Annotated in this window: 17 protein-coding genes and 4 tRNA genes; 16 read left to right on the forward strand and 5 right to left on the reverse strand. The window is 66.7% G+C overall.

The genetic code is table 11. The features are described from left to right. Window positions 1–134: 134 nt before the first annotated feature. The 4 genes from HMI57_RS16550 to HMI57_RS16565 all read right to left on the reverse strand — a co-directional run bounded on the left by HMI57_RS16550 (window position 135) and on the right by HMI57_RS16565 (window position 561). Window positions 135–211, reverse strand: a tRNA-Gly gene (locus HMI57_RS16550). Between the two features lie 49 nt (window positions 212–260). Continuing rightward, window positions 261–332, reverse strand: a tRNA-Val gene (locus tag HMI57_RS16555). A gap of 25 nt (window positions 333–357) precedes the next feature. Next, window positions 358–431 (reverse strand) — tRNA-Cys (locus tag HMI57_RS16560). A gap of 56 nt (window positions 432–487) precedes the next feature. Next, window positions 488–561: transfer RNA gene (locus tag HMI57_RS16565), tRNA-Gly, on the reverse strand. A 173-nt stretch (window positions 562–734) separates the two neighbouring features. Here HMI57_RS16565 and HMI57_RS16570 point away from each other — a divergent pair. From HMI57_RS16570 to rpe, 5 genes are all read left to right on the forward strand, one after another. Then, window positions 735–1,613: a cytochrome gene (locus tag HMI57_RS16570; protein ID WP_171587107.1), complete on the forward strand. Its 879-nt coding sequence runs from the start codon at window positions 735–737 to the stop codon at window positions 1,611–1,613. An 85-nt stretch (window positions 1,614–1,698) separates the two neighbouring features. Next, complete coding sequence (def, locus tag HMI57_RS16575; RefSeq protein ID WP_216607627.1) at window positions 1,699–2,304, forward strand: peptide deformylase; 606 nt, start codon at window positions 1,699–1,701, stop codon at window positions 2,302–2,304. Then, window positions 2,301–3,245, forward strand: coding sequence for a methionyl-tRNA formyltransferase (gene fmt / locus HMI57_RS16580; RefSeq protein WP_171587109.1), 945 nt, complete (start codon window positions 2,301–2,303; stop codon window positions 3,243–3,245). Before def ends, fmt begins: the two co-directional genes overlap by 4 nt. A gap of 13 nt (window positions 3,246–3,258) precedes the next feature. Further along, on the forward strand, window positions 3,259–4,830 hold the full coding sequence (locus tag HMI57_RS16585; protein WP_171587110.1) for a transcription antitermination factor NusB: 1,572 nt from the start codon (window positions 3,259–3,261) through the stop codon (window positions 4,828–4,830). A 69-nt stretch (window positions 4,831–4,899) separates the two neighbouring features. Beyond that, window positions 4,900–5,571, forward strand: a complete 672-nt coding sequence (rpe, locus tag HMI57_RS16590; protein ID WP_171587111.1) for a ribulose-phosphate 3-epimerase — start codon at window positions 4,900–4,902, stop codon at window positions 5,569–5,571. A gap of 42 nt (window positions 5,572–5,613) precedes the next feature. Here rpe and HMI57_RS16595 read toward each other — a convergent pair whose 3' ends face one another. Next, entirely contained in the window at window positions 5,614–6,282 is a 669-nt protein-coding gene (locus tag HMI57_RS16595; RefSeq protein WP_171587112.1) for an acVLRF1 family peptidyl-tRNA hydrolase, read from the reverse strand. A gap of 109 nt (window positions 6,283–6,391) precedes the next feature. Here HMI57_RS16595 and HMI57_RS16600 point away from each other — a divergent pair, with 109 nt between their 5' ends. The 11 genes from HMI57_RS16600 to aroB all read left to right on the forward strand — a co-directional run bounded on the left by HMI57_RS16600 (window position 6,392) and on the right by aroB (window position 18,093). Beyond that, a complete protein-coding gene (locus tag HMI57_RS16600; protein ID WP_171587113.1) occupies window positions 6,392–7,789 on the forward strand; it encodes an AAA family ATPase in 1,398 nt (465 codons plus the stop codon). 297 nt (window positions 7,790–8,086) lie between these two features. After that, complete coding sequence (rpsD, locus tag HMI57_RS16605) at window positions 8,087–8,713, forward strand: 30S ribosomal protein S4 (RefSeq protein WP_019482828.1); 627 nt, start codon at window positions 8,087–8,089, stop codon at window positions 8,711–8,713. 147 nt (window positions 8,714–8,860) lie between these two features. After that, window positions 8,861–9,235 (forward strand): DUF948 domain-containing protein, encoded by a 375-nt coding sequence (locus tag HMI57_RS16610; protein WP_171587114.1) that lies wholly within the window; start codon window positions 8,861–8,863, stop codon window positions 9,233–9,235. A gap of 19 nt (window positions 9,236–9,254) precedes the next feature. Next, window positions 9,255–9,500, forward strand: coding sequence for a DUF6167 family protein (locus HMI57_RS16615; RefSeq protein WP_171587115.1), 246 nt, complete (start codon window positions 9,255–9,257; stop codon window positions 9,498–9,500). Between the two features lie 165 nt (window positions 9,501–9,665). Continuing rightward, window positions 9,666–12,344, forward strand: a complete 2,679-nt coding sequence (gene alaS, locus HMI57_RS16620; protein ID WP_171587116.1) for an alanine--tRNA ligase — start codon at window positions 9,666–9,668, stop codon at window positions 12,342–12,344. A 33-nt stretch (window positions 12,345–12,377) separates the two neighbouring features. Next, complete coding sequence (ruvX, locus tag HMI57_RS16625; RefSeq protein ID WP_171587117.1) at window positions 12,378–12,968, forward strand: Holliday junction resolvase RuvX; 591 nt, start codon at window positions 12,378–12,380, stop codon at window positions 12,966–12,968. Beyond that, window positions 12,965–14,197 carry an endolytic transglycosylase MltG gene (gene mltG, locus HMI57_RS16630; RefSeq protein WP_171587118.1) on the forward strand — a complete coding sequence of 411 codons (1,233 nt, stop codon included), beginning with the start codon at window positions 12,965–12,967 and terminating at the stop codon, window positions 14,195–14,197. The genes ruvX and mltG overlap by 4 nt, the downstream gene beginning before the upstream one ends. Continuing rightward, on the forward strand, window positions 14,198–15,112 hold the full coding sequence (locus HMI57_RS16635; protein ID WP_171587119.1) for a shikimate dehydrogenase: 915 nt from the start codon (window positions 14,198–14,200) through the stop codon (window positions 15,110–15,112). A gap of 32 nt (window positions 15,113–15,144) precedes the next feature. After that, a complete protein-coding gene (gene aroC, locus HMI57_RS16640; RefSeq protein WP_171587120.1) occupies window positions 15,145–16,344 on the forward strand; it encodes a chorismate synthase in 1,200 nt (399 codons plus the stop codon). Continuing rightward, the gene (locus HMI57_RS16645) at window positions 16,344–17,012 is read left to right on the forward strand and encodes a shikimate kinase (RefSeq protein ID WP_171587121.1); all 669 of its coding nucleotides are present in this window, start codon (window positions 16,344–16,346) and stop codon (window positions 17,010–17,012) included. Before aroC ends, HMI57_RS16645 begins: the two co-directional genes overlap by 1 nt. Then, window positions 17,002–18,093, forward strand: coding sequence for a 3-dehydroquinate synthase (gene aroB / locus HMI57_RS16650; RefSeq protein WP_171587122.1), 1,092 nt, complete (start codon window positions 17,002–17,004; stop codon window positions 18,091–18,093). The genes HMI57_RS16645 and aroB overlap by 11 nt, the downstream gene beginning before the upstream one ends. Window positions 18,094–18,194: the final 101 nt, after the last annotated feature.

Consider the following 18,194-nt stretch of genomic DNA (forward strand, 5'->3'; position numbering starts at 1 on the left):
CGAACAAGCGTGTTGCTGTTCCGCGATCCCACCGTCCGAGGCTGGTCGGTGGGATTGTCTAGACAGTCCCACTGACGAGGCGCGTTGGGTGGGATGCAGCACGCGTGCTGGCGGCGTGTGAACTGCGATGGAAGTGGAGCGGACGACGGGATTCGAACCCGCGACATCCACCTTGGCAAGGTGGTGCTCTAGCCAGCTGAGCTACGTCCGCGAAAAAGCGGTACCCGGTGATTCCGGAGAATCACGGGAACCGCTTGGAGTGGGCGATACTGGGATCGAACCAGTGACCTCTTCCGTGTCAGGGAAGCGCGCTACCGCTGCGCCAATCGCCCATCGAAATGGGTGCAAGCTCCGTACTGGAGGTGGGGACGGGATTCGAACCCGCGTATACGGCTTTGCAGGCCGCTGCCTCGCCTCTCGGCCACCCCACCGTACCTAGTAAAACCAGGACCGTCGAAAGGTGCTCCGACAGTTACAGTGACTTGCGAGCGGACGACGGGATTCGAACCCGCGACATCCACCTTGGCAAGGTGGTGCTCTAGCCAGCTGAGCTACGTCCGCATGTTGATTGTTGATTCACAACCGCGTGAAAATCCGTGGATTTACAGGGTTATTCGTCGTTTTCCAACGAGTAAAAACTCTATAGGAGGAAATGGGGTTCGTCCAATCCGGGTCCGGCGACGCCGGAATGTGGCCAAATATAGATTGTCAGTATCCGGTGTCAGACTGGATGTATGACTCAACCGCTGCTGGCTCATTCGACTGAGCACGGACGCATGTATTCCCGTTCGACCACCGACCGTCCGATCGTCCCGTCGATCACCACGGTCATCTCGCAGGCCACCACCTCCCTCGACGGCTGGATCGGCTACATGGCTGCGAACGCCGTCGCGAACGACCCGCGGGTACCCGCAGCTCTCGGCAACCCCTCGCAGCTGCGCACCGTGGTCAAGGACGCTTCCGTCGCCGCGGAACGCTACCGGGATGAGGCCGCCGACCGGGGCACCCGGGTGCACTACTACTGCGAACAGGTTGCCCTTCGGGACCTGGAGAAGCCCCACGACGTCGACGGCGCCCGGGCGGCCCTCGCGGAGAACGGCGAGGAGGCCTTCGCTGCCCGCTTCGATGAATGGTGGACCCTGTACCAGGTGAGGCCGATCGCTGCCGAACTCACCGTCTGGAACCATGAAGTCGGCTACGCCGGCACCCTTGACCTGCTCGCCGAGATCGGTGGCAGGCTATGCCTGATCGACTTCAAGACGAAGAACACCGACCGAGACGGGCAGGTGAAGCCCCTCGACGACAAGGTGGTGATGCAGCTCGTCGCCGGTATGAAGGCCCAGGAGTCACTGGTCGACGGCGAAGCCGGTACCTGGGAACCGTGGAAGTATGACCACGAACTGATCCTGCTGGGCGTAGCCATCGGCAAGACCGAGGTGCGCGCCATGCGCGCCAACCCGGAGGTTCTCAAGGAGCACTGGTTCCGCTTCTGCGCATTGCGCCGGTCGTGGGAGGCCGGCCTGGATGCCGCCGCCGCCGGGCGGGCACTGCTCCCCATCGGTCCACCACCCGTCACGGCCGGTGGCGCCGTCGCCAGCGGATCTGCCCGCTAGGAACTCCCCGACTGGGGGTGCGGCCGGATTCCCGCCTAGAATTGCATCGCATCACACCATCCCCAACGTTAGGACCACTCACAGCATGGCCGTCTTGAGCATTCGGATCATCGGTGACCCGGTATTGAGAACCCCAGCTGCCGAGGTCACCCAGTTCGGCCCCGAGCTGGCCCGGTTGGTCGCCGACATGGTTCAGACCATGGACGACGTGCATGGTGCAGGTCTCGCGGCGCCCCAGGTGGGTGTGAGCCTGCGCGTCTTCACCTTCAGGATCGGTGACGCTTCGGGCTACGTCGTGAACCCGGTACTTGAGGTGGGCACCGAACTTGTGCCCGAAGAACCGGAAGGGTGCCTGTCCATCCCGGGACTTGGGTACCCAGTGCCACGTGTGAGTTGGGCCAGGGTCACCGGCGTCGACCTCAACGGAGAGCCGGTCGAGTATGAGGGAACCGGGATGCTCGCCCGCTGCTTCCAGCACGAGACCGATCACCTGAACGGCTCGCTGTACATTGACCGCCTGGTGGGGGAGCACCGTAAGGCAGCCATGCGCGCGATCCGGAGCTCCACTTACTCATCGGTGGCGGACCAGACCGCCCGTGAACGGGCGGAAACCATCGGCTCAAGTTTCGGGCTCGGCGCTGCCTCAACCCGGCAGGACGGCCAGCCCAGCGGACGCGGATCCAGACGATGAGGATCCTCTTCGCTGGGACGCCGGGTGTCGCGGTTCCGTCTCTCGACGCGCTCGTCGATGCCGGGTTCGACGTCGTCGGGGTGCTGACGCGCGAGGACGCCCCGCTGGGGCGCAAACGCATCTTGACGCCCAGCCCCGTAGCGGCACGGGCGGCAGACCTGGGTTTACCCGTCATCCGCGCCAACCGGATCGACGACGCAGTGACCGAGCAGATCTCCGCCCTGAATACCGACGTGGCGGCAATTGTCGCGTACGGCGGACTAGTCCCGCAGCCGGCGCTGGACGTCCCGGTCCACGGCTGGATCAACCTGCATTTCTCCCTGCTGCCCGCCTGGCGCGGAGCGGCCCCCGTCCAGCACGCGGTCATGGCCGGTGATGAAATCACCGGAGCCTCCACCTTCCGCCTTGAGGCGGGCCTCGACACGGGCCCCGTCTTCGGAACGATGACCGAGGCGGTCCGCCCCAGCGATACCAGTGGTGAACTCCTGGAGCGGCTCGCCCACAGCGGCGCAGTGCTGCTGGTGCAGACCCTTTCAGCTGTGGCAACCGGTCGGGCCGACGCAGTCCCGCAGCAGGGAGAGGTGAGCCTGGCGCCCAAACTCACCATTGATGACGCCCGGGTGGATTGGACCCAGCCAGCACTGGCGGTGCGGCGCCGTATCAACGGGGTCACCCCAGAACCGGGGGCCTGGACCCAGTTCGGCGACCAGCGGGTCAAGATCGGCCCGGTCTCGCCGTGGACCCCCGATCCGGAGCTGCCCCCTGCGGCGGTGGTTGACCTCGCACCCGGTGAAGTGGCGATGGACGGGACCTCGGTCCTGGTGGGAACCGGATCCTCGGCGGTAGTCCTGGGCGAGGTCCAGCCGGCGGGCAAGAAAATGATGCGAGCACAGGACTGGGCGCGCGGCGCCCTACAACAAGGAGAGCTGGTTTTTTCGTGACGAGGCACATCCCGTGAGCAATCCCGGCCAAGGCAACCCTGCAGGACAAGGCAAGAATTCAGGACAAGGCAAGAATTCCGGGCACGGCAAAGCCGGCGGGCCCGAGCGGCGCCGGAATGCGGCCGGACGGGAACGCAACCGTCCCGAACCGCGTGGATTCTCGAGCGCTGCGCCCTCGGAACGGACACGACGCGCTGACCCGGCGCGGCTGGTCGCTTTCGAGGTACTGCGCGCCGTCGAGGCCGACGACGCCTACGCCAACCTTGTGCTTCCCGTCAGCATCCGCAAGCACCGCCTCGACAAGCGCGATGCGGGTTTCGCCACCGAACTGGCCTATGGGGCGCTCCGTGGCCAGGGAACCTACGACGCCATCCTGGCGAAGTGCGTCGACCGGCCGCTGGACAAGCTTGATCCAGCCATTCTCGACGCCCTGCGGATCGGCACCCACCAGCTCCTCGCCATGCGGGTACCCGCCCACGCAGCCCTGGATCAGACAGTCGGTCTGGCCAGGGCCGTGATCGGCGCTGGCCCCTCTGCACTCATCAATGCGGTCCTGCGACGGGTATCGGCCAAGTCCCTCGAGGAATGGGTCGCTGAACTGACCGCCGGGCTGACGGACGCCACGAAGATCAGCTCCCTCACCCACAGCCACCCCGAATGGATTGTCCGCGCGCTCCGCGGTGCCCTCGTGGACCATGGCAGGGACGTTTCTGAAATCGAGACGCTCCTCGCCGCCAACAACGCTGCGCCGGTGGTCAACCTGCTCGCTCTCCCCGGACTGGGAAGCCTTGACGAAGCGTTTGACGCCGGAGCCATACCGGGCGAGCTCGCCGAAGACTCAGCGCTCTTCTCGGCAGGCGATGTGGGCCGGCTTGAAAGCATCAGGGTCGGCACCACCCGGGTACAGGACGCCGGCTCCCAGCTGGTCGCCCGGGCACTGGCTGCCGTGGCCCTCGACGCCGGCGCCCCCGTCGGCGGGCAGCGCCACGAACAGTGGCTCGACCTCTGCGCCGGGCCCGGTGGAAAGGCAGCCCTGCTCGGCGCCCTCGCGCAACAGGGCGGTCACACCCTCGTGGCGAACGAACCAGCCGAGCACCGCGCCCAGCTGGTCCGCCAGGCCCTGCGGCCGCTCGATCCATCCACCTGGACCGTGCGGGTGGGCGACGGACGGACAGTCGCCGATGACTTCCCGGACACCTTTGACCGGATCCTCGTCGACGCACCCTGCACCGGACTGGGGGCCCTCCGTCGGCGGCCGGAAGCCCGCTGGCGGCGGAAGCCGTCCGATATCGGCGGACTGGGGGCATTGCAGCGTGATCTGCTCGCGGCGGCCCTCACCGCAGTCCGGCCCGGCGGCGTGGTGGCCTACGTGACCTGCTCACCGCACCCCGCCGAGACCTCGGCAGTGGTCCAGGATTGCCTTCGGCGGCGCGACGACGTCGAATTGATCGACGCGGGGGAGGCACTCGACGGGGTCAGCCTGACCGGCTCGCTGGCTGCCGGTCACGAGAAGACCGCCCAGCTGTGGCCCCACGTCCACGGCACCGACGCGATGTTCCTCGCGCTGATCCGCCGTACCGCCTAGAACCGAGTGCCCCTGCCGATCGGGGTAGGTTGTGGGAAGACCACCGACACATCCGCTTCAAGGAGTTCCATGACCGCCTGCTGCATCAACCCGAGCATCCTGTCCGCCGACTTCGCCAACCTGCAGAGTGAGTTGGGGCGCATCGCCTCAGCGGACGCCGTGCATGTGGACGTGATGGACAACAGCTTTGTCCCCAACCTGACGCTGGGCCTGCCGGTGGTCACACGGATCCAGGAGGTCAGCACTCTCCCGCTCGACGTGCACCTGATGATTGACGACGCCGACCGCTGGGCTCCCGGTTACGCCGAACTGGGTGCCGCTTCGGTGACCTTCCACGCCGAGGCTGCAGCCGCCCCAATCCGGCTCGCCCGCGAGTTGCGCAGCATCGGCTCGAAGGCCGGGCTGGCGCTGCGCCCAGCGACGCCCGTGGAGCCGTACCTGGACCTGCTGGGCGAGGTGGACCTGCTGCTGATCATGACTGTCGAACCGGGCTTTGGTGGACAGTCCTTCCTGGATGTCATGCTTCCCAAGATCCGCCGGGCAGCCGAGGCGGTCCGAGGGGCCAACCTTCCGGTCGCCATCCAGGTGGATGGGGGTATCACCGAGGACACCATTCTTCGCGCGGCCGAGGCCGGTGCAACAGTATTCGTCGCAGGGTCAGCGATCTACGGGGCGGACAACCCGGACGAGGCCGTCTCGCGGCTCCGCGAAGCGGCGCAACACGCCTCCGACGCGCGGTAGTTCCCGGCCGCTCGGCAGCCCCCATCGTTGAGGGGGGCTGCCTCAGGCGGAAGCCTCGGGGTCGCTGATCGTGATCCTGATGGAGCGGGCGTCCACCGCCGCCTGCTTGAGGATGTCCAGGCGTGGATCGGGGACCACCAGGAACCTCAACTGCGGCAGGGACTGGAACCGGCGCAACACGGGGTTGGCCAACGTTTCAGCCGCGAGCGTGCGGTCGCCGCCGAGCTGCAGGCTTCCGGGCGGGTGCTCACCGAACAGCCGTGCGGCGTGGGTTGCTGCAGCGTCGGCAAGCCCCGACGCCTGATTGGCCCGCCGCCGCGCGAACCGCTGTTGCGACCAACCGCCGGCAGCGGTCCGTGACTGGACGTACTTGGTACCGGTCTTCGAGACGATCAGCTTCCCCGCTTCGGCAACACCGGCCGCGTAACCACCCCGCCGGACCAGGAGCAGGCCGATGGGGTCTTCACTGGTCGCGGAGGCAATCAGCCCCGCTACCGACAGATTGACGCCGGACCCGGGGTCGGGGGCCTCCCGGGGCGGGTACAGTTCGGCCACGCAGCCGTTCGCCCCACGCAGCACCATACCCCCACGAGACAGGGTCTCGGCGTCATGCCCGGACGTGGACACCAACCCGCCGTTGCCCGCCGCGAACCGGTCCACCCAGCCGGGCAGCCGCTCCGGAGACACCAGCACCGTACGGGGTGATCCCACGTCTGACTCCGATCCGGCGTGACGCCGTTCTTCAGCTGGCTGGCTGCGGCCAGCGGTTGGCTGACGGCCGGTATCCCCGGCGTCAGTGCTTCACAGTAGCCTTGGCAGTGTGAATGATCTATTCAGTGCCGCCTACGGGTCTGACGACGACGATGACGACGCACCCGTCAGGAGCGCGACCAGCGCCGAACGTCACCGCAGCCCCCTCGCCGTGAGGATGCGCCCACGCTCCATCGATGAGGTAGTGGGCCAGCAACACCTGCTCGGTCCCGGATCCCCGTTGCGGACCCTTGCCGGCGACGCCGACCGCACGGGACCGGCCGGCCCGTCCTCAGTCATCCTGTGGGGCCCGCCGGGCACCGGTAAAACCACCCTCGCCCACGTGATCGCGCGCGGCCGCGGCAGGACATTCGTCGAGCTGTCGGCCATCACCGCCGGGGTGAAGGATGTGCGCCGGGTGATGGATGAGGCGCTCACCGCCCGCGACCTGCACCGCACCACCACCGTCCTGTTCCTGGATGAGATCCACCGGTTCAACAAGGCGCAGCAGGACGCGTTGCTTCCTGGCGTCGAGAACCGCTGGGTGGTCCTGATTGCGGCCACCACCGAGAACCCCTCCTTCTCGGTGGTTTCCCCGCTGCTGTCCCGGTCCCTGCTCCAGACGCTCAAGCCCCTGACCGAGGCCGACATCGCCGACCTCCTGGGCCGCGCCGTTGAGGACCCCCGAGGACTCGACGGTTCGGTCAGGGTCAGCGACGGAGCGATGGAGCATCTGGTCCGACTGGCCGCCGGCGATGCCCGCCGGGGGCTGACCGCGCTGGAAGCCGCGGCAGGGGTCGCGCATTCGGCGTCGGAGGATCCGGCGGAACCAGTCATCGTGGAGCTGGAGCATGCGGAAAAGGCAGTCGATGTGGCAGCCCTGCGCTACGACCGCGCCGGGGACCAGCACTACGATGTGGCCAGCGCGTTCATCAAATCACTCAGGGGCTCCGACGTCGACGCTGCCCTCCACTACCTGGCCAAGATGCTGGAGGCGGGGGAGGACCCCCGCTTCGTCGCCCGGCGGCTGATGATCTCCGCGGCCGAGGATGTCGGCATGGCGGACCCTACGGCCCTGCAAACCGCGGTGGCGGCAGCCCAGGCGGTGGCGCTGATCGGGATGCCCGAGGGCAGGATCATCCTCGCCGAAGCGGTGGTGCACATCGCGACCGCGCCGAAATCCAATGCGTCCTACAACGGGATCAACGCAGCAGTGGCAGATGTCAGGGCCGGGCGCGGGCAGGGAATCCCCTCGCACCTGAGGGACGCCCACTATCCTGGCGCCAAACAGCTGGGGCATGGCAGCGGCTACGTCTACTCCCACGACGAGCCTCATGGCATCGCCGCCCAGCAGTATGCTCCCGATGACCTGGCGGGCCACGACTACTACCATCCCACCGACCGCGGCGCGGAGCGGGATATCGGTTCCCGGCTGGCAAGGCTTCGCCGCATCATCCGCGGCAAGTGACGGGCAGCCGTGGCGATTCAGCGGCCGGCCCGGCGCACTGCTAGGATTGACGGTTGACTGGCAAGTCGCGTTCTGCGCAACCCATCATTGAAGGTTTGATTCAATCAAGCGTGATCCGTTTCGGCGGATCCCTTCCGTGCAGGTTACGCAAACTGCGAACTGTAGTACCGGGAAGCGGCCACTCCCGGCTCTCCGCAAGTGGAGGCCAGCGACACTGAAAGTGCCAGCCGTCCAGTCGGGTGAGACCGACTGAACGACGGCTGAGCTGCTTTGCCGCAAAAATAATGGAAGGTATTCGTGGCTAACAACACACGTGCCCGCCGTAAGGTTCGCATTTCGCGTGCCCTCGGCATTGCTCTGACCCCCAAGGCTGAAAAGTATCTGGAACGCCGGCCGTACGCGCCCGGCCAGCATGGACGCGCCCGTCGCAAGCAGGACAGCGACTACGCTGTACGGTTGCGCGAAAAGCAGCGTCTGCGCGCCCAGTACGGCATCCGCGAAGCCCAGATGACCCGGGTCTTCGAAGAAGCCCGCCGCACCAAGGGGCTGACCGGTGAGAACCTGATCGAACTGCTCGAAATGCGTCTCGATGCCCTGGTGCTCCGCGCCGGCTTCGCCCGCACCAGCGCGCAGGCCCGTCAGCTGGTTGTTCACCGTCACATCATGGTCGACGGTTCACGCGTTGACCGCCCGTCCTACCGCGTCGCCGAAGGACAGCTCATTCACGTACACCCACGCAGCGAGGTCCTCGACCCGCTGCAGGTTGCCGCCGCAGGCGCGCACCGCGATGTGCTGCCCGCAGTTCCCGGCTACCTGGAGGTCCAGCTGGACAAGCTCCAGGCTCGCCTGGTTCGCCGCCCCAAGCGCTCAGAGGTCCCCGTGACCTGTGAAGAGCAGCTCGTGGTGGAATACTACGCACGCTAGTTCCTTAGCTATTCCAGCAAGGACCTGAGCTCGAAGGCCCGCGGCACACGCCGCGGGCCTTTGAGTAGGTAAGGTACATAGGTAAGTTATTGCCGCCGGGCTGTCGAAGCCCAGGCGGCCTACCTGATTCTAAAGGAGACACGATCCATGTCTGGTGGAGATATCGCCGGTCTCATCGCGGCTGGAGTATTCGCCGTGCTGGTGGCATTGCTGGCTGTGCCGGTGTGGAAGCTCGGGAAAGTGTTCGATGAGCTTCGGACCACGATCCGGAGTGTGAGCAACGAAACCACGCCCCTGATCGAAGAAGTGACCAGCACGGTCACCACCACCCATCAGCAGCTGAAGAACGTCGACGGAATCACATCCAACGTCTCCGACGCGACAGCGAATCTCTCCGCCCTGTCGTCACTGGTTGCGGCAACGGTCGGCGCCCCGCTGATCAAGGTCGCCGCCTTCTCCTATGGTGTCCGTTCTGCCCTGGCATCACGCGGCAAGCCCGCGCCCCGCCGCCGAAGCCGCTGAGAAAACGATGAGGAAGTCAATGATCATGCGAGTCATCTGGATGGGTGCAGGCGTCGCGATCGGCGTCATCGCCGTCCGTAAGCTGTCCTCTGTCGCCGACAGCTACGGGCCAGCTGGCCTGAACCGGGCCATGGGCGAGGTCTCCGACAGCGTCGCCAGCTTTGCTGATGCCCTGCGGTCGGGGATGCAGGAGCGTGAGTCGGACCTCCGTGCCGCCCTCGGCATCAACCCCGCCGACGTCGCCCCGGAACGTCCCGGCCAGTAAGTTCGGCCGCGCCCGCCACAGGGCACCCCCGGAGAAGGCCGCCGACCCAGGTCACTGACCGGTCCGTCGTGCCACCCGACGAGGCACCCCGAGGAACCGGCATCCCGGGAACAAGGCTCCCTGGATCCCGCGCCCCAGAAAAGACCAAAAGGACTGATACTTTCCATGAAATCCCATGAGATTGCCCGCCGCTGGCTCGCGTACTTCGAAGGCAAGGGACACACGGTGGTGCCGTCGGCGTCGCTGGTGTCGACCGACCCGTCCCTGCTGTTCAACATTGCGGGAATGGTCCCCTTCATCCCCTACCTGACGGCGCGTGAAAAGGCGCCCTTCGACCGTGCCACCAGCATCCAGAAGTGCATCAGGACCGGCGACATCGAGGAGGTGGGCAAGACCGCCCGCCACGGGACGTTCTTCCAGATGTGCGGCAACTTCTCCTTCGGCGACTATTTCAAGGAAGGCGCCATCACGATGGCGTGGGAACTGTTGACCTCCACGCTCGACGACGGCGGCTATGGTCTTGACCCCGACCGCCTCTGGGTCACCGTGTACAAGGACGACGACGAAGCTCTGGCCATCTGGCGGGACCAGGTTGGCGTCCCTGCAGAACGGATCCAGAAGCTCGGCGAGGCAGAGAACTACTGGAGCACCGGCCAGCCCGGACCCGGCGGTCCCTGCTCGGAAATCTTCTACGACCGGGGGCCCGAGTACGGCATCGCTGGCGGCCCGGCAACTGACTCACCGCGGTACATCGAAATCTGGAACCTCGTGTTCATGCAGTACCAGCTCTCCGCCGTGCGCAGCAAAGAGGACTTCGACATCGCCGGCGAATTGCCCGCAAAGAACATCGACACCGGTCTGGGACTGGAGCGCCTCGCGCTGGTCCTGCAGGGTGTCGAGAACATGTACGAGACCGACCAGGTCCGTCCCGTCCTGGACCGGGCGGCTGAACTCTCCGGCAAGACCTACACCAGCGCCGAGTCCGACACCGACCCGCACCACACCGACGACGTCCGGATGCGGGTTGTAGCCGACCACATCCGCTCCGCCCTGATGCTCATCTCCGACGGCGTCACCCCCTCCAACGAGGGCCGCGGCTACGTGCTCCGCCGGCTGATCCGCCGCGCCGTCCGTGCCATGCGGCTGCTCGGCGTCGAACGTGCCTGCCTGCCCGAACTCCTCCCCGCCTCCCGCGACGCCATGAAGGGCACCTACCCGGAGGTCGAGAACGACTTCGAGCGGATCAGCCGGATCGCCTACGCCGAAGAACGCGCTTTCCTACGCACCATCGCCTCCGGAACCGCCCGGCTCGAAGGCGCAGTCGAGGAGTCCAAGGCTGCAGGCCGGCCGCTCTCCGGTGAGGACGCGTTCGCCCTGCACGACACCTTCGGTTTCCCCATCGATCTGACCCTCGAAATGGCAGCAGAGGCAGGACTCGCAGTCGACGCCGACGGATTCCGTGCGCTGATGCTCGAGCAGCGGCAGCGCGCCCAGGCGGACGCCCGCGGGAAGAAAGCAGGCCAGGCCGACCTGTCGGTCTTCACCGAACTGCTGGCAGCCGGCCAGACAGTGTTCACCGGGTATGACGAGCTCACCACCGAATCGCTGATCACCGGCATCGTCAGTGACGGGGTTGCCGTGCCCGCCGCCAGCCAGGGAGCCGAGATCGACCTGATCCTGGACCAGACGCCGTTCTATGCGGAGGCCGGTGGCCAGGCCGCCGACGTCGGACTCATCACCGGCAACGGTTTCGTGGTCGAGGTCCTCGACGTCCAGCGCCCGGTCAAGGGCCTGAGCGTCCACCGTGCGGTCGTCCGGGAGGGCGAAGTCTCGGTCGGCGCCCCCGTGGTGGCGGCAGTCGACCGGCAGCGCCGGCACGCGGGGGAGCAGGCCCACTCGGGCACCCACATTGTGCATGCAGCACTGCACCAGATCCTCGGCCCAGAAGCCCTGCAGCGCGGCTCCTTCAACAAGGCAGGCTATCTGCGGTTCGACTTCTCCTGGGGCGAGGGCATCAGCGCCGCCGCCAAGTCGGAGATCGAAGAGGTTTCCAACATCGCGATCCGCAACAACCACACCGTCGAGACCAAGCTGATGAAGCTTGATGAGGCGAAAGCTCTCGGCGCGACCGCACTGTTCGGTGAAGCCTATGGCGACACCGTCCGGGTGGTCGAGATCGACGGGGACTGGTCACGGGAACTTTGTGGTGGCACCCACGTCGGGTCCACTTCGCTCATCGGGTCGCTCACGCTGCTCGGCGAACAGTCGGTCGGATCAGGCAACCGCCGGGTCGAGGCTCTGGTCGGTATGGATGCTTTCCGGCATTTGGCTGCCGAGCGGGCCCTGGTCACCGAGCTCTCCGAGATGCTCAAGGTGCCGTCGGTTCAGCTGCCCGAACGGCTCTCCGCCACCCTCGCGAAGCTCAAGACGGCCGAGAAGGAACTCGAACGGCTGCGCAAGGAGGCCCTCAGCGCCTCAGCGGCTGCCCTCGTCGGCAGCGCTGTCGACGTCGACGGCGTCCGTCTCCTCGCACACGACGCCGGAACCATCGGAGGAGCCGATGACCTGCGGACCCTCGCGCTCGATCTCCGGAACCGGCTCGGGTCCGGTGCAGCAGTCGTCGCGACCGCAGGGGTGAGCAACGACCGTCCGCTGGTCCTGGTCGCCACCAACGAGGAGGCACGCGCCGCTGGCGTGAAGGCCGGAGCACTGGTCCGCGTCGCCGCCGGGATTCTCGGTGGCGGAGGCGGCGGCAAGGACGACGTCGCGCAGGGCGGCGGGTCCGATCCCGCCAAGGTGGCATCAGCCCTGACCGCGATCCGTGAAGCCGTCGCGGCCCGCTGAGCCAGCAGCCAAAGCGATGAGCGGGCACCGACGATGAGTGGGCACGGCACCGGAGGCGACTATCCGCGGGGCGTCAAGATCGGTGTTGACGTCGGGATGGTGCGGGTAGGGGTGGCGAGCAGCGACAGCGATTCGCTGCTCGCCACGCCGGTGAGGACCCTGAAACGGGATCTGAAGAAGAAGTCGGACCTGTTCATACTGATCCGGGAGATCATCGAGCGGGATGCCGTCCAGGTGTTTGTCGGGCTGCCGCGAAACCTCAGTGGTACCGAGTCGGCGTCGGCTGAGATGGCGCGCGGGTACGCCCAGGAGCTGGCCAACGCCATCGGCCGGGCCGGCCTGACAGCCAGTGTCCGGCTGATCGATGAACGGTTGAGCACCGTTTCGGCGCACCGGTCGCTCCGGCAAGCTGGCTTGAATACCCGCAACCACCGTAAGGTGGTAGATCAGGTGGCGGCTGTGGAAATTCTCCAGCACGCCATGGATATGCAAAGGTCACAAATGCGGGATGTGGGGGATCTGGTCGACGCACGTCGGCGGGACCATCCACAAGGGGATCCGCTGACCCCTACCAAGGAGCCAGTCATTACGGAGAACACCCGCGAAAGGAACCCGGAACTGTGAGCCACCACCACCCCCAGTTCCCGGCCGCCGACAGCGAGCCCGAGCGCCACGCCAACGACGGCGGGAATGACGACGCATACGACCACCACGACGAGCCCGTCGAACAGGTGGACCAGTTCTTCGAAGCCCCCACGGGCCACCATCGCCACCGGGCTGCCAAAGCCAAGCAGCGCCGACGTCGCCGCCGCACGGTGGTCATGCTGGTAGTCGTCCTCGGCTTCATCGGCGTGGTCGTCGCGGTCTCCCTGATGCTGCGCGACCTCCTGGGGCTCGACGACATCACCGACTATGCCGGACCCGGTGAAGGCAGCGTTGTCTTCACGGTCCCCGACGGCGCTGGCCCCCTCGCCATCGGCACGGGCCTTGAGGCCCAGGACATCGTCGCGGACGGGTCCGAGTTCGTTGCCGCCCTCCAGCAGGTGGCGGACGGGCGCGAGGTCCAGCCCGGCGAATACGAGTTGAGCTACCAGATGTCCTCCGAGGGCGCCGCGCTGGCCCTGCTCGACGTCGAAGCGAACCAGGTGCTCTACGCGGCCGTCGCGCAGGGTCTCCGACAGGGTGAGACTCTCGACATCCTCGCCGAATCGACAGGTGTCCCGCGGGAGGCCTTCGAGGAGCTGGCAGCAGACCCCACGCAGTTTGGTATCCCCGAGGTTGCTCCGAGCCTGGAAGGGTACCTGGCGCCGGGAGAATACCGGTTCGACATCGGCACCACTGCGGTGGAAATGATCCAGATCATGGTCGATAACAGCTTTGCCTTGCTAGAGGAAGCGGGCGTCACTGACCCGGCCGAGCAGTTCCGGATTCTCACCATCGCCAGCATTATCGAAGCCGAAGCCGGGGAAGCCGACTACGCAGCAGTGTCCGGATCGATCGAGAACCGCCTCCGGGAAGACAACACGGAGACCAACGGGCTGATCCAGTCCGATGCGACTGTCACCTACGGGCTGGACCGGCGGAGCTTCGACTTCACCGAAGAGGAACGCCAGGACGATTCCAACCCCTACAACACGTTCGCCAACCCGGGACTACCCATCGGACCCATCGGATCGCCCGGTGCGGAAGCCATTGATGCGGCAGTCAACCCCGCCGACGTCCCGTTCTACTACTGGGTGACCGTCGACCTGGACACCGGCGAGACCAAGTTCTCCGAGACCCTCGCCGAACACGCCGTCTACGTTGCCGAGTACCAGGCCTGGTGTGCCGACAACCCTGGCAGGTGCAGCTAGGTGACCCCGACGGCGCACTCCGCCGCCGGACCAGCCGCCCGCCCGCACAGTCTGCGGGCCGCAGTGATCGGATCACCGATTGGGCACTCCCGGTCACCAGCCCTGCACCGGGCCGCCTATGACCTGTTGGGCTTCGACTGCAGCTACGAGGCGGTCGACGTGACGCCGGAGGATCTCCCGGCATTTGTCGCCGGTGTCCGCGGCTCCGGAAACTGGCGGGGACTGTCGGTCACCATGCCCCACAAGACCGCGATGGTGGATCTGGTGGATTCAGTGACTTCCCTGGCGGGCGTGTTGGGAGTGCTGAACACGGTGACAGTTGACGCTTCGGGACCGGAGGCGGTCCTGACCGGGCACAACACTGACGTCGCCGGGATTGTTGGCGCCCTCCGGCACGGTGGGGTGCTCGAAGCACCCCGGTCAGCGGTGATCCTCGGTGGCGGCGGCACCGCTGCGGCGTCGCTGGCGGCCCTGCAGTTGCTCGGCGCCACCGGGGTCACAGTGTTCGTCAGGTCGCTCGGGCGGGCTGCTCCGCTGAGCGTCCTCGGCGACACCCTGGGTCTTCAGGTGCAGCTGCGCGAATGGAACGGGGCTGCCGCAGGACTCCTGGCCGCCGACGTCGTCATCTCCACCCTGCCCCCGGGTGGCGCCGACGCGCTGGCTGGCAGTCTGGTCGACCTGCCCGTCCCCCGGGAGCACCATCCCCAGCCGGTCCTCCTGGACGTCGCCTACGACCCCTGGCCGAGCCCCCTTGCTGCGGCCTGGGAGGCTCGTGATGGTGCGATCGTGCCCGGACTGGAGATGCTGATCTACCAGGCGGTGGAGCAGGTCAGACTGTTCACGGGATCCGACTTTCGCGATCCAGCGCTGGTGTTAAAAGTCATGTGTGACGCAGTCGGAGCCCCCGCTCGCTGAAACAGCCACGTCACCGTGGCAGGATTGGAAGCATGTTGCGTTGGTTAACTGCCGGAGAATCCCACGGACCGGCACTGGTGGGAATTATTGAAGGAATGCCTGCAGGCGTGGAGATCACGAGCAGTGACATTCAAGCTGCGCTGGCGCGCAGGCGGCTTGGCTACGGCCGCGGCGCCAGGATGAAGTTTGAACAGGACCAGGTGAGCATCATCGGCGGCGTGCGCCATGGGCTCACCCAGGGTGGGCCAGTGGCCATCCAGGTGGGGAACACCGAGTGGCCCAAGTGGGACCAGATCATGTCCGCCGATCCGGTGGACCCCAGCGAACTCGCGGAGCTGGCCCGGAACGCGCCGCTCACCCGCCCCCGCCCCGGCCACGCCGACTTCACCGGAATGCAGAAGTACGGGTTCGACGAGGCGCGGCCCGTGCTCGAACGAGCCAGCGCCCGGGAGACAGCAGCCAGGGTCGCACTCGGCGAGGTGGCCTCGCGCTTCCTGTCCGCGCTCGGAATCAGCCTGGTCAGCCACACGGTGGCGATCGCCTCGGTGGCCGTTCCCGAAGGCTCGCCTCTGCCCATCCCCACCGACGTGATCGCCCTGGACCTGGATCCGCTGCGGTGCTTCGATCATGAGACCTCCCTGGCCATGGTGTCCGAGGTCGACGCCGCCCATAGGGAAGGCGAAACCCTGGGTGGCGTTGTCGAGGTGGTTGTCTACGGGCTGCCTCCGGGACTTGGCAGCTACGTGCACTGGGACCGGCGGCTCGACTCCCGGCTGGCGGCGGCGCTGATGGGCATCCAGGCGATCAAGGGTGTCGAGGTCGGCGACGGGTTCCTCACCGCGTCCCGGCGCGGGTCACGTGCCCACGACGAGATCGTCCGCGGTGACTCCGGCATGATCGAACGCGCCAGCAACCGTGCGGGCGGAATCGAGGGCGGCATGAGCATCGGTGACACCCTGCGGGTCAGGGCGGCCATGAAACCGATCGCCACCGTGCCGCGCGCCCTGCGCACCATCGACGTCAGCACCGGCGACGCCGCCCGCGCGCACCACCAGCGGTCAGACGTCTGCGCCGTGCCCGCCGCCGGCGTCGTCGCCGAAGCCATGGTGGCCTTGGTGATCGCCGAAGCGGTCACCGAAAAATTTGGTGGGGACTCGGTCGAGGAGACCGCCCGTAACCTCCAGTCGTACCTGGCGGCCATTCCCACCGCACTGAACTCGGCCGGGAACTAATGGAGCCACCAGTCCGGGGGCCGGTGGCCTTCATCGGGCTGATGGCGACCGGCAAGTCAGTGGTGGGTGCCCAGCTGGCGTCCCGCCTGGGCTGGTCGTTCATCGACACTGACCAGTTGATCGTCGCCCGTCACGGACGGATCAGCAGGATCTTCAGCCAGCAGGGTGAGCAGGCGTTCCGGCGGCTCGAGGCCAGGGTGGTCGCCGAGGTACTCGCGGAGGCCTCCGCTGAAACGGTGGTCTCCCTCGGCGGTGGCGCGGTCCTGGACGAAGGCACCCAGGCGCTGCTCGCTGGCGCACGGGTGGTTTTCCTCGACGCGGACCTGGCCACCGTCCGTCGCCGGATCACCCGGGACAGGAGCCGGCCCCTCCTTGCCGGCGACCCGGTCGAGGCGTGGACCCGGATGGACCGTGAGCGTCGACCGGTGTACGAACGCCTGGCCGACATCGTCCTGGACACCCGCGGCCACAGCATCGACCAGCTCGTCACCGAGCTCAGCACACAACTTCAGAATCCACACGACAAGCTTCACAACAGCGAGCTTCACAACCGCAAGCTTCACAACCGCAAGCTTCACAACCGCAAGCTTCACAACAGCGAGCTTTACAACCGCAAGCTTCACAACAGCGAGCTTTACAACAATGAGGGGGACAGTCATGGCGAATGAGCCGACCGTCATCAAGGTCACCGGGACCACCACCGCCGAGAACTACGACGTCGTCATTGGACACGGTCTGCTGGAGCGGCTTCCAGCAGTGCTGGGTGAACGGGTTCGCCGGGTCCTGGTGATCCACCCCAGGGCGCTGCGCAGCACCGGCGACACCGTCAGGGCCGAACTTGCCGATGCCGGGTTCACCGCAGTGACCGCCGAGATCCCCGACGCCGAAGAGGGCAAGCACATTCAGGTGGCTGCCTTCTGCTGGCAGGTACTCGGCCAGAACGACTTCACCCGCTCCGACGCGGTAGTGGCAGTCGGTGGCGGCGCGGTTACTGACCTCGCCGGTTTTGTCGCCGCAACCTGGCTGCGCGGCGTCAAGGTGGTCCACCTGCCGACCAGCCTCCTCGGCATGGTCGACGCGGCCGTGGGCGGGAAAACCGGGATCAACACTGCCGAGGGCAAGAACCTGGTGGGGGCGTTCCACCCGCCCGCCGCCGTCCTAGCGGACCTCGACACGCTGCAGACCCTGCCGCGCAACGAACTTCTCACCGGCATGGCCGAGGTGGTGAAGTGCGGTTTCATCGCCGACCCGAAGATTCTCGACCTGATCGAAGCCGACCCGGCAGCGGTGTCCGACGGCGGATCCGCAACGGTCCGCGAGCTGATCGAACGGTCGGTCGCGGTGAAGGCCGACTTCGTCTCCGGGGACCTGAAAGACCACGGCCGACGCGAGTACCTCAACTACGGGCACACCCTCGGGCATTCAATCGAACTGGCCGAACGGTACTCCTGGCGGCACGGCGCCGCCGTCTCGGTGGGTCTGGTGTTCGCCGCTGAGCTCTCCCGTATGGTCGGCCGGCTCGGCGACGAGGCAGCTGACCGTCACCGCAGCGTCCTGGAGTCTTTGGAGCTTCCGGTCACCTACCGCAAGGACCGCTGGGCTGCCCTGCTCGACGGTATGCGCCGGGACAAGAAGTCGCGCGGGGACCTCCTGCGGTTCGTCGTGCTCGACGACGTCGCGCGGCCCAGCATGCTGGAGGTGCCGGACACGTCGCTCCTGTTCGCGGCCTACCAGGAGATTGCTTCCTAACCAGCCGTCGCGGCACCGCCGCAGCCGCGGGCTGTCCCACAAGGTAGAATGGGCTCTGGACTTTTCCCACCCCACTGCATGTGGCCCCGGATCCTTACTGC

Origin of the sequence: Arthrobacter sp. 260, from assembly GCF_013116745.1 — a bacterium.
Lineage (GTDB): Bacteria > Actinomycetota > Actinomycetes > Actinomycetales > Micrococcaceae > Arthrobacter_D.

Excerpts from the sequence above, each read along its gene's own strand:
- HMI57_RS16570 (WP_171587107.1), top strand. The coding sequence starts at position 735 with ATGACTCAACCGCTGCTGGCTCATTCGACTGAGCACGGACGCATGTAT.
- def (WP_216607627.1), top strand. The coding sequence starts at position 1,699 with ATGGCCGTCTTGAGCATTCGGATCATCGGTGACCCGGTATTGAGAACC.
- fmt (WP_171587109.1), top strand. The coding sequence starts at position 2,301 with ATGAGGATCCTCTTCGCTGGGACGCCGGGTGTCGCGGTTCCGTCTCTC.
- rpe (WP_171587111.1), top strand. The coding sequence starts at position 4,900 with ATGACCGCCTGCTGCATCAACCCGAGCATCCTGTCCGCCGACTTCGCC.
- HMI57_RS16610 (WP_171587114.1), top strand. The coding sequence starts at position 8,861 with ATGTCTGGTGGAGATATCGCCGGTCTCATCGCGGCTGGAGTATTCGCC.
- HMI57_RS16615 (WP_171587115.1), top strand. The coding sequence starts at position 9,255 with ATGATCATGCGAGTCATCTGGATGGGTGCAGGCGTCGCGATCGGCGTC.
- alaS (WP_171587116.1), top strand. The coding sequence starts at position 9,666 with ATGAAATCCCATGAGATTGCCCGCCGCTGGCTCGCGTACTTCGAAGGC.
- ruvX (WP_171587117.1), top strand. The coding sequence starts at position 12,378 with ATGAGTGGGCACGGCACCGGAGGCGACTATCCGCGGGGCGTCAAGATC.
- aroC (WP_171587120.1), top strand. The coding sequence starts at position 15,145 with ATGTTGCGTTGGTTAACTGCCGGAGAATCCCACGGACCGGCACTGGTG.
- HMI57_RS16645 (WP_171587121.1), top strand. The coding sequence starts at position 16,344 with ATGGAGCCACCAGTCCGGGGGCCGGTGGCCTTCATCGGGCTGATGGCG.
- aroB (WP_171587122.1), top strand. The coding sequence starts at position 17,002 with ATGGCGAATGAGCCGACCGTCATCAAGGTCACCGGGACCACCACCGCC.